Below are 10,145 nucleotides of genomic sequence, written 5' to 3'. Positions count from 1 at the left end.
GCGCAAAAGGTCAGCTCCACCCCTTCCCTTTTCAGCTTGACATCAAATTGCTCCCTGCTCAACTGCAACGGCACAAAGTAATCCGAAAAAGCTTCCATGAAAGAATTATACAACTCAGGTATAGCCTGTTCATGCAGGAAAGTAAAGGTATAGCGGGAATCCATGGCACTGGCTGCTGGCGTTTTATCTTACAAAACTATACGTGGCCTGATAACAGCGGATGTGTTCCTTTCTTAGAATAACCCACTTATTCTTAACGCCGTTAAAACAAATACTTTGCATGGCGGTCAGCCATCCCGGTACGTGCCAATCAAACTAAATATAAAACTATGAAAGCAGCAGTATTCCACAAAATGAAAGATATCCAGGTCGAGACGGTGGAGGATCCCAAGATCGAGGATGCCCGTGACTGTATCCTGCGGGTTACCTCTACGGCCATCTGTGGCTCAGACCTGCATATCTACAACGGTATGGTTCCACAGGCGAGAAGTATGGTGATGGGCCACGAGTTTATGGGCATAGTAGAAGAAGTAGGCCCCGGCATTCAGAACCTGAAAGTGGGAGACCGGGTGGTGGTGCCTTTTCCTATTTCCTGCGGCACCTGCCATTTCTGCAACATGAATCTGCCTACGCATTGCGAAAACTCCAATCCGGAACACTACGGACCTGAAGGGGAGATCGTGATGGCAAAAGGAGCCGGTGCCGGTATTTTCGGATATACCGATATCTACGGGGGCTACAATGGCGGCCAGGCCGAATATGTGCGGGTGCCGTATGCAGACTACGGTCCACGTAAAGTGCCGGATAACCTGACAGATGAGCAGGTCCTTTTCCTAACCGACATCTTTCCTACCGGTTGGGCCGGGGTAGACTGGGCAGATGTAAAAGGCGGCGAAACCGTAGTTGTTTGGGGATGTGGCCCGGTGGGGATCATGGCGATGAAATCTGCCTGGATACGAGGCGCCAAGCGTGTCATCGGTGTGGACATACAGCCTTACCGCCTTGCAATAGCCCGCAAATCGGCCAATGCCGAGACCATCAACGCAGCGGACGTTGACGCCGTTGAAGTGATCCGGGACATGACAGGAGGCTATGGCGCCGATGTATGCATAGACGCCGTAGGTATGGAAGCGGATCGTACCGTACTGGAAAAAGCCCTGAACGTGGTACAAATGGAGAAAGGCTCTATGAAGGCCCTGGAAAAATGCATGGATGCCGTGCGCCGGGGCGGGGTCGTTTCGGTACTGGGTGTGTATGGTTCGCCTTACAACAACTTTCCGCTCTACAAGTGGTTTGACAAAGGCCTGATCCTGCGAGGAGGGCAAGCCTGGGTACATAACTACATCGATCACCTCATCTCCCTGGTTCAGGAAGGCAAGGTCGTGCTCGAGGACATTATCACACACACGGTCCCGTTGAGCGAAGCCTCCAGGATGTATGATATCTTCAACAACAAAGAAGACAACTGTTTGAAAGTGGTGCTGAAGCCCTAGGTTATACCTTACTTTATAAACGAGTAAAGAGAGCTGATCAGCTCCCTTTACTCGTTTATAACATGAGCCTTTTGAGAGGTATTAATTCAGGAGCTTTCTATACCTTACCATCGTCGCTATACCTATGGCTCCTGCAACCAGGGTAGCCAGCAGTTTGCCTTCCACCCCCATTCCACTCATACCATACACCAGCCCCGATAAGACCAGCGTCGCCAGCAGCCAAAGCATCGGATAGTACTTCACCGAAGCGGCCTGCTTATACTCCTTCAGGAAATAACCGGCATAGCCCATATACAGCAAGGCAGCGAAGGTGGTATACGCTGCCATCTCGAAACCATAAAGGGGCACCAGAATAAAGTTTAAGATAAGATTTCCTATACCCGCAATGGCCGATATTCGCCACAGTTTGCCTGTATGCTCATGAAAGGAAAGCAGGTTCGTGGCAGCCATATACATGGGCCTGAAATTATACCCCATCAAAATGATAATGGCCAGCGGATAAGCCTGCTGCAACTCTGCATTCCGGATCAGAATTTCAAAAATCTCCTTCATCCAGAGACTTCCCAAAAATGTAGCTGCGAAAAACAACAACTGCAGCGCGAAAGTCAGCCGCCGGACCTGAAGCGCTGCCAGCCGGCTCTTCTCCTGTGCGTACAGGTTCATGTAAAACGGCGTAGCAGCCTGCACGATAGCTCCGCTGGCCGCCATAAAGTAAATGCCGAAATTGGAGGCGACATTGTACAGGCCTACCCGCTTAACAGGCACTCCTACCAGATCTAAAACCAGTCTGTCGGACGTATCCAGCAAAAAGAAAGAAAGGTGATGCGGCACAACAGGCAGGGACACACGCAGCGACTGCACAATGCGTTGCCACTTAAAGTTGTAGATGGGCCTTAACTTTTCTTTCCCAAGCAGATACAAAAAATAGAAGGAACTGATGACCGAAGAAAGGAAGGCAGCATAAAACCAGCCCATATAGCCCATGCGCAGGTAGGCAATCAAATAAATGCTGAGCGCCACGTTGATACTCCCTAATAAGAAGGATCGTATGGCAAGTGGCGTCAGGCGCTGTGACAACTGAAAATACATGCCTGCTATCAGATCCGTGCTCATAAAGAACATCACAGGCAGGACGTTCAGGGCAGCTATCATCAACCTGTCTTGGGCGGCCTCAGGTGGCACCACAAAATATACTACACCGAAGACCAGCAGGCCATACAGCCAGGACCAGATGGTCAGGAAACCGTATAGCTGTCGCCATATCCACCGGTAGCGTTGCGGATACCGGACAAACGTGTTCGCCAATACGACCGAAAGCCCCAGAGACTGCAGCAAGGTGAAAGCATAGAAATAGGCCGTCACGATCCCGGCTACCCCGTAGTCCGCTGGTGTCAGGTACTGCGTTATAAGCGGCAGTGCCAACACTCCTGCCAGACGCGGCAGCTGAGCAGCCAATCCATAAATAGCCGCATGTGACAGAAGTTTCCGAAGCATCCCCTAAAAATAGAGATAATCCCTTTACCCCCCTACCTGCCTGGCAGCTTTTCAGAAATAGCGTCAGTCGGAGATGTATTACTTCCCGTAAAAGCACTAATTTATGGGCTTTGCTGTTATTGCCCACGGGCACATTTGCCCCGGCTGAAGCAAAAGCCCAAAAAATTAGTATATTTGTTGATTAAGTGATTCAGAAAACAAGAAGCTTTATAGCTATATAAGGAGATATAATACTGTGGGATGTGGTTCATGTTCTAGTGGCGGATGCGGCACCAGCGAAAAACCTGGTGGTTGCAAAAGCAACGGCGGCTGTAGCACCGGAGGCTGCAACCGTTTAAATGTGTTCGACTGGCTCAGCGATATGGAAATTCCAACCGCGTTTGAGGAGTTTGACATTGTAGAAGTAAGATTCAAGGGAGGACGCAAAGATTTCTTCCGCAACATAAACAGAGTCGACCTGACCACGGGGGATCCTGTGGTAGTGGACGTACCAAACGGGCATCACATCGGCACGGTGTCGCTGAAAGGGGAACTCGTGCGCCTGCAGATGCTCAAAAAGAAGGTAGACAACAACGAAGAAATTCGCACCATCTACCGCATTGCCAATGAGCGTGACCTGGAGAAACTGCGCGAAGTGCAGGAGCAGGAAGCTGCCACCATGTACCGCTCACGCGAGATCATACAGCAGACCGGGCTCCGGATGAAACTCTCAGACGTAGAGTACCAGGCCGACCGCTCCAAGGCAACATTCTACTACTCAGCCGATGACCGCGTAGATTTTCGTGACCTCATTAAGAAACTGGCCGAGGAGTTTAAGGTGCGTATCGAAATGCGCCAGATCAGCCTGCGCCATGAGGCCGGCCGCCTTGGGGGCATCGGCTCCTGCGGCCGTGAACTGTGCTGCTCTACCTGGCTGACCGATTTCAAGAGTGTGTCCACGACGGCGGCTCGTTATCAGAACCTGTCGCTCAACCCCAGCAAGTTGTCGGGCCAGTGCGGGCGCCTCAAGTGCTGCCTCAACTATGAGCTGGAAACCTACATGGAGGCGCTCAAGGATATACCTACTGTGTCCCGTCCGTTGCAGACGAAGATGGGCGATGCCCTGCTGCAAAAGACCGACATCTTCAAAAAGATGATGTGGTTTGGCTACAAAGGAGACAACAACTGGTACCCGGTACCGGTGGAGCGTGTGCAGGAAATCCTGAGCCTGAACAGCAAAGGCATCGTGCCCGAAACATTGGTAGAGGAAACGGTCGTGGAGCAAAAGCAAAATGAATTTGTAGCACAGGTAGAAGGAAACTTGGAGCGCCTCGACGACAAGTTCAAGAGCAAAAAGAAGAAAAAAAAGAAAAAGAAACCAGGCGCAGAAGGCACCGAAAACAGACAGCCTGTCCTGCCTGCACGTGATGCAAAACCTGCTGTTCCGAAAGCGGCTACGTCGTCTGAAGCCAGACCTGCTGAGCAGGGCCAGAAGCCAAAGCATCAGCGCCCGTTCAAGAACAGAGGCAACAAAGAAGGTCGTGAAAACCGCGAAGGAAGACCAGCCAGAGAAGGGGACGCCAACCGGCCACCGCGAGGAGAGTCGAAGCCAGCTGGCCAGCCGGACAATGCATCGCAACAGCCTAAAAAGCAAAGGTCGCGCAAGCCTTTCAGAGGTCCTAAACCAGATCAGCCTAAACCGCCGCGTACCGATGCCTAGAGTAATTGTTTACCTGAGTGCAGCCCTCTTCCTGATGCTGAGTGCCTGCGATCCCGGGCGCGTATATGAACAGAATGTGGAACTACCGGACAGCAATTGGACAGTAGACAATGCGCCTGTTTTTGAGTTTGCGATCGAGGATACCACCAAACGCTACAACGTGTATTTCAATGTGCGTTACTCGCTCTCCTACGACTATTACAACCTATACCTGCGCCACCAGCTCATAGGTCCTGACAGCACGGAGCTATCTTCGAAGCTGCATGAGTTGCACCTGATGGATGCCAAAACCGGTAAGCCTTCGGGTAAAGGGTCAAGCGACACCTATGACCTCCAGGCGCTGGCACTGAAAGATGTGGTTTTCCCGCGGGCGGGTACCTATAGCCTCCGGCTCACGCAATACATGCGCCGCGATCCGCTCCCGAACATACAGGCAGTCGGTATCCGGGTAGAAGAAAAAACAGAATAACTGCACCATACTTTTTCCTGAAAAGGGACAGGCTCGTAAAGTAGCCTGTCCCTTTTTTTATACTTAAGCCGAACGGTTTCACCGCTATTGCTGCCGGATACGTACAAGAGCTAATTCAGAAACAGCACCTCCTTTACAACAAAAAAAGCGGAGGTGAAGTATGCTGTTTATCTTCCATTTCCATACTACTTTACACCACTGGCTATATGAAGCTCACCCTCCAGATCATAGGATTGGTCCTGACGCTGTTTTCTTTTCTTCCGCTTATAAAATCTCCACTCTGGTGGATCCGGGTGCTCGATTTCCCCAGGCTACACGTCGCCATTTTGCTTACCGGTACGCTCATCGCCTACCTTGTCCTGTATGGCACTTCCGAAACGTCCGAAGTGGCGATGATTGTACTCTGGGTACTGGGCATTCTGAATGAAATCCGTTACGTCTATTTTTTCACTCCGCTGGCTCCCCTGGAGGCCTTGCGGACCGAGGAAAAGCAACCTGCCAATTCCTTCAGCCTGATGGTATCCAATGTGCGCATGACCAACAAAAAGTATGATAAATTTCTGGAGCGGGTGGTTCAGCAGGATCCTGATCTGCTCCTCATAAATGAACCCAACGAGGAATGGCATGCACACCTCCGCACTGAGCTGGACAAACGCTACCCGTATGCCATCAAAAAACCGTTGGAAAACACGTATGGCATGCTCCTGTTCAGCAAGTTCAGATTACTCAACAGCGAGATCCGGTTCATGGTAGAGGACGACATACCTTCTTTTTATACGATCGTGGAGCTTCCTTCCGGGCTGCAGTTTGATCTCTACACAGTACACCCGCAGCCACCACGCCTGCTTCAGAACACAGAGACCCGCGAGGCGGAACTGCTGATTGCAGCAAAGCATGTCAAAGAATCCCGCCGCCCTTCTATCGTGGCCGGTGATCTCAACGATGTGGCCTGGTCGAGCACGACCAAGCTTTTCAAGCAAATCAGTGGCATGATAGACCCCCGGGTCGGAAGAGGATTCTACAACACGTATAACGCACATATTCCCCTGTTCCGCTACCCCCTGGACCATGTGTTCTATGAGCCTTCCTTCCGGCTGATCAGTATGAAGCGTTTGGGCAAATTTGGTTCAGACCATTTCCCTATTGTCATCACGTTGAATTATGAGCCCCAGCACCAGCAGGAACAACACCAGCCGAAAGCGGATATAGAAGATCATCAGGAAGCCAATGAACTGATACAGGAAGGCCTGGAGAAAGGGGAAGAACGAAACGGAGAAAAGAATCTGAAAGCAAAATAAAAAACCCGCTCAGTAAACTGAGCGGGTCAAAATAGATGAATGCCCTGCCTGAAGGGCTATATCTCTTATTAACTTAGATTTTCTCTACGTTAATTGCATTCAATCCTTTTTTGCCTTCTTTCAATTCGAAAGAAACGCGGTCATTCTCACGGATCTCGTGAATAAGGCCTGTTTGGTGAACAAAGATGTCCTGGTTTGTATCGTCAGCAACAATAAACCCGAAGCCTTTAGATACGTTGTAGAATTTTACTTTCCCTGTTTTCATGATAATGAATTTATAATAATGAAGCAAAGGTAATAATTCCTTCGGATAATTTATCATAACCAAAAAAATAATACAGAAGGCCCGCTAAAGCACTATATCCTGCTTTTCTTCGACAAAACCGAGCCCCTTTTACCGGTGTTTTTGAGTACGCTACGTCCCTCCATCGGCGTGCTGAAACTACTCCCGAATACATCTGCCGGAGCCACTCCCATACCTGAAAATCAGAGTCGATTTTGAAGCCCTTGCCATGATGAAAAGTGCCTGATTTTGGTGGCACTACTTTTACCTCTCAATAACCCTCTCCCACAAGGTTCGTATAGTTAAAACGTTCAGTTACACTAAAAAACAAGTATAATTTACTAAATACTAAAGCTGACGAAAATTAAATTTCAGTTGCTCTGCTAAGTGCAGGAATGAGGCAAAAGCAGCAACCTGACAAAGTGCATTACCATTCCATTATTACAAACTATAAACTGAGGAGATCAGAACTATGAAAGACAACGAAAAAAATCAGTCCTCCAATCAATCCGGCAATATGTCGGGTGGCTCATCATCCGGTACTTCGAGCCAAAACAGTTCAGGTATGGGTTCAGGCATGGGCTCATCATCCGGTACTTCGAGCCAGTCGAGCCAGAGCGGCTCCGGTATGGGTTCATCCAATCTGGGAAGCACAGGCAGCATGGGCACTTCAGCATCTACTGATTCCGGCTCATCTACCTCATCCAGAAGCGGCAGCAAAACTTCTGCCTCCGATTCCAAATCTTCTTCTACCAAGGCGAAGTCAGGTACATCCAGTTCCGGCAAAACGTCTGATACTAAATCTTCGAAATCATCGTCTACTTCGGGTAGTCCTTCCTCTTCCAAAAGCAGCAGCAAAAGCAGCAGCAAGAAAGGCAGCCAAAGCCAGGACTCCGGCAACTACGGTTCTATGAGCAGCTCACAAGACAGCGACCAGAACTACGGTAGCCTGAGCGGCTCACAGCAGGGTGGCCAGAGTGGCTACGGCTCACAAGGGGGCTATGGGTACGGTTCGCAGAACAGCAACTATGGCGGCCAGAGCGGCTATGGTTACCAGGGCGACTACGGGTCTTCCTCACAAGGGGGTGGCATGCAGCGCGGCTATGGTGACAGCACCGGGTATGGCAGTCAGGGTAGCTCAGGTTCCTCTCAGGGTGGCTATGGCTCCATGAGCAGCCAGGGCGGCTACGGTGGCTCTTCACAAGGTAGTTCCGGTTCTCAATCTGACTGGGGCTCACAAGGCGGCTATAACTATGGCAACCAGGGAGGTATGGAAGGCAACCGCACCCGCTACCAGGATCAGGACTATGGTGCTTCCAGAGGAGGCATGCAGGGCGGTATGCAGGACCGTGAAGGAGATAACATCGGCGGTCAGAGTTACGGAGGCTCCCAGGGCGGCTTCGGCATGCAGGGTAGCTCATCAGGACAGGGTGGCTATGGTAGCTACGACAGCGGCAGAGGCGGCTACGAGCAAGGTGGCGGCTACAGAAGCAGCGGCATGAGCTCCAGAGGCAGCTCTTCACAAGGCGGCTACGGCTCCGGACAGAGCGGCTACGGCGGCTCTTCTTCACAGGGCGGATACGGCTCCAGCCAGGGTATGGGTGGCCAGCAGGGCTACCAGCAAAGCTACGGTCAGGGTGACTATGGCCAGCGCGGTGGACAAGGCGGAAGCTACGGTTCACAGGGTGGCTACGGTTCCTCCTCCGGCAGAGGCAGCCAGGGCGGAAGCAGCTATGGCTCATCGCAAGGTGGCTTCGGCTCTCAAAGCGGGTATGGCTCTTCACAAGGGGGCTATGGCTCCGGCATGACAGGTTCTGGTTCATCCAGATCAGGTATGCAGGGCGGCTACGGCGACAGTGACCGTTATGGTTCTATGGGCCATGGCTCGTCAAGAGGCATGAGCGAGTATGACAGAGATGATTACGGTTCATCCAGAGGCTATGACTCTCAGCGCTCCATGCAGGGTGGCTACGGCTCACAAGGCGGTTATGGCTCCAGAGGCGGCTCTTACAACGATGAATACCGCTCTTCGAACAGTGAAAGAGGCGGCATGGGCTCCAGAGGCGGCTCTTCACAAGGCGGCTACGGTTCTGGTCAAAGTGGTTACGGCGGCTCTTCTTCACAAAGCGGATACGGCTCCAGCCAGGGTGGCTATGGCTCCTCCGGCAGAAGTGATATGAGCAGCGGTGGTTATGGCCAGAGTGGCTACAGAGAAGGTGGCTATGGCCAGGGTGGCCGCGGCGGCGATCAGAGTCGTTACGGTTCCATGGACAGTAGCACTTCTTACTACAGCGACAACCAGGGCTCTTCTTCACGCGAGAATTATCGTAGTGGAATGGGTGGCCAGGGATCATCCCAACAGCGGGGCCAGGGTGGCCAGGACGATGACAGCAGCCGCTTTGAAAGCAGACGCAGTGATCGTTACCGCAACATAGACTAAGTAAATTAATTTCTATAAAAAGAAAGCCTCCCCGGAATCCGGGGAGGCTTTCTTTTTATAGGTTTATCTTATCTTATCAGAAACATTCCTTATAGTCGCTGGCAAATTGCCTGAAGGTATGCGGTGGCCTGCCGGTGATCGTTTCTACCATATCGTTTACTTCACTGGAATGGCCGGATCGGTATACCTCGTATAATTCCAGCATGGCATCTACCAGGCGCTCCGGAATATGTTGCGCCAGCATCGCTTCCCGGGCAGCATCTGCCGGCACATCCACAAAGGTAACCGCATGCCCGGTCTTCTCACTCAGGATAGCAGCCATCTCGCTGTGGGACAATGCCTGCGGCCCTGTCAGTTCATAGATCTTACCCTTATGCCCTTCGGAGGTCAGCACTTCTACTGCCACGGCTGCAATATCGCGGGTATCTATGTAGTTTACTTTGCCTTCTCCGGCAGGCAGGTAGAATTTGCCTTCGTGCTTGATGGTAGCGGCATGGTAGTTCTCCAGGTTCTGCATAAATCCGGCGGGCCGCAGGAAGGTATAGGGAATCCCGCTTTCTTCAATGTAGGTTTCGATTTCGCGATGCCATCGTCCTAACAGTATGCCCGGCTCGGCTCCGGCGCCCAGTGCTGACAATCTTACCAGGTGCTTTACTTCCTTTTTCTTCGCTTCATCGATCAGGTTTTTAGCCATCTCTACCTGGTCTTCAGTAAAAGGGGTAACCAGCATCAGGCAGTCAATGTGTGTGAAAGCGGCATGCAGCGATTCCGGCTTATCGAATTCTATCTCTACGATGTCCACCCCGGGCAGTCGCTTAAGGTTTTCCCCTTTGATGACAGAGTGCACGCCTGCCCGCACTTTCACATCCTGCATGGCGAGTTGCTTGATGATCTCACGGCCCACAGTGCCCGTAGCACCGGTGACCAGTATGGTTTCTTGCATAGTTTTTTTCCTTAGAGGTTGTGTAG

General features: G+C 51.4%; 9 protein-coding genes. 5 read left to right on the top strand and 4 right to left on the bottom strand.

The window, feature by feature from the left end; translation table 11 throughout:
• Positions 1-329 precede the first annotated feature (329 nt).
• A complete protein-coding gene (locus tag OB13_RS08220; RefSeq protein ID WP_461489677.1) occupies positions 330-1,493 on the top strand; it encodes a zinc-dependent alcohol dehydrogenase in 1,164 nt (387 codons plus the stop codon).
• Positions 1,494-1,574: 81 nt separating this feature from the next.
• Here the strand turns inward: OB13_RS08220 and OB13_RS08215 are convergent, their stop codons facing one another.
• Positions 1,575-2,987, bottom strand: coding sequence for an oligosaccharide flippase family protein (locus OB13_RS08215; protein WP_461489676.1), 1,413 nt, complete (start codon positions 2,985-2,987; stop codon positions 1,575-1,577).
• A gap of 340 nt (positions 2,988-3,327) precedes the next feature.
• On the opposite strand from OB13_RS08215, the gene ricT reads away from it, so the two are divergent.
• The 3 genes from ricT (at position 3,328) to OB13_RS08200 (ending at position 6,453) form a co-directional block, all read left to right on the top strand.
• Positions 3,328-4,686, top strand: a complete 1,359-nt coding sequence (gene ricT / locus OB13_RS08210) for a regulatory iron-sulfur-containing complex subunit RicT (protein WP_461489675.1) — start codon at positions 3,328-3,330, stop codon at positions 4,684-4,686.
• Positions 4,679-5,155, top strand: coding sequence for a gliding motility lipoprotein GldH (locus OB13_RS08205; RefSeq protein WP_461489674.1), 477 nt, complete (start codon positions 4,679-4,681; stop codon positions 5,153-5,155). Before ricT ends, OB13_RS08205 begins: the two co-directional genes overlap by 8 nt.
• A gap of 206 nt (positions 5,156-5,361) precedes the next feature.
• Positions 5,362-6,453, top strand: coding sequence for an endonuclease/exonuclease/phosphatase family protein (locus OB13_RS08200; RefSeq protein WP_461489673.1), 1,092 nt, complete (start codon positions 5,362-5,364; stop codon positions 6,451-6,453).
• A 73-nt stretch (positions 6,454-6,526) separates the two neighbouring features.
• Here the strand turns inward: OB13_RS08200 and OB13_RS08195 are convergent, their stop codons facing one another.
• Together OB13_RS08195 and OB13_RS08190 are read right to left on the bottom strand one after the other, a co-directional pair.
• Positions 6,527-6,718: a cold-shock protein gene (locus OB13_RS08195; protein ID WP_026236186.1), complete on the bottom strand. Its 192-nt coding sequence runs from the start codon at positions 6,716-6,718 to the stop codon at positions 6,527-6,529.
• A gap of 522 nt (positions 6,719-7,240) precedes the next feature.
• On the bottom strand, positions 7,241-7,606 hold the full coding sequence (locus tag OB13_RS08190; RefSeq protein ID WP_461489672.1) for a hypothetical protein: 366 nt from the start codon (positions 7,604-7,606) through the stop codon (positions 7,241-7,243).
• Between the two features lie 40 nt (positions 7,607-7,646).
• Here OB13_RS08190 and OB13_RS08185 point away from each other — a divergent pair, with 40 nt between their 5' ends.
• The gene (locus tag OB13_RS08185) at positions 7,647-9,176 is read left to right on the top strand and encodes a hypothetical protein (RefSeq protein ID WP_461489671.1); all 1,530 of its coding nucleotides are present in this window, start codon (positions 7,647-7,649) and stop codon (positions 9,174-9,176) included.
• A 76-nt stretch (positions 9,177-9,252) separates the two neighbouring features.
• Here OB13_RS08185 and OB13_RS08180 read toward each other — a convergent pair whose 3' ends face one another.
• Entirely contained in the window at positions 9,253-10,119 is an 867-nt protein-coding gene (locus OB13_RS08180; protein WP_461489670.1) for an SDR family oxidoreductase, read from the bottom strand.
• Positions 10,120-10,145 lie beyond the last annotated feature (26 nt).

It is taken from the genome of Pontibacter sp. HJ8 (genome assembly GCF_054824225.1).
Note: the sequence above shows the minus strand (reverse complement) of the source record. Positions and strands in the feature narration are given on the sequence as shown.

What these genes read in the sequence shown, in the direction of transcription:
- OB13_RS08220 (WP_461489677.1), top strand. Translation starts at nt 330, where the DNA reads ATGAAAGCAGCAGTATTCCACAAAATGAAAGATATCCAGGTCGAGACG.
- OB13_RS08195 (WP_026236186.1), bottom strand. Translation starts at nt 6,718, where the DNA reads ATGAAAACAGGGAAAGTAAAATTCTACAACGTATCTAAAGGCTTCGGG.
- OB13_RS08185 (WP_461489671.1), top strand. Translation starts at nt 7,647, where the DNA reads ATGAGCAGCTCACAAGACAGCGACCAGAACTACGGTAGCCTGAGCGGC.
- OB13_RS08180 (WP_461489670.1), bottom strand. Translation starts at nt 10,119, where the DNA reads ATGCAAGAAACCATACTGGTCACCGGTGCTACGGGCACTGTGGGCCGT.
- OB13_RS08215 (WP_461489676.1), bottom strand. Translation starts at nt 2,987, where the DNA reads ATGCTTCGGAAACTTCTGTCACATGCGGCTATTTATGGATTGGCTGCT.
- OB13_RS08205 (WP_461489674.1), top strand. Translation starts at nt 4,679, where the DNA reads ATGCCTAGAGTAATTGTTTACCTGAGTGCAGCCCTCTTCCTGATGCTG.
- OB13_RS08200 (WP_461489673.1), top strand. Translation starts at nt 5,362, where the DNA reads ATGAAGCTCACCCTCCAGATCATAGGATTGGTCCTGACGCTGTTTTCT.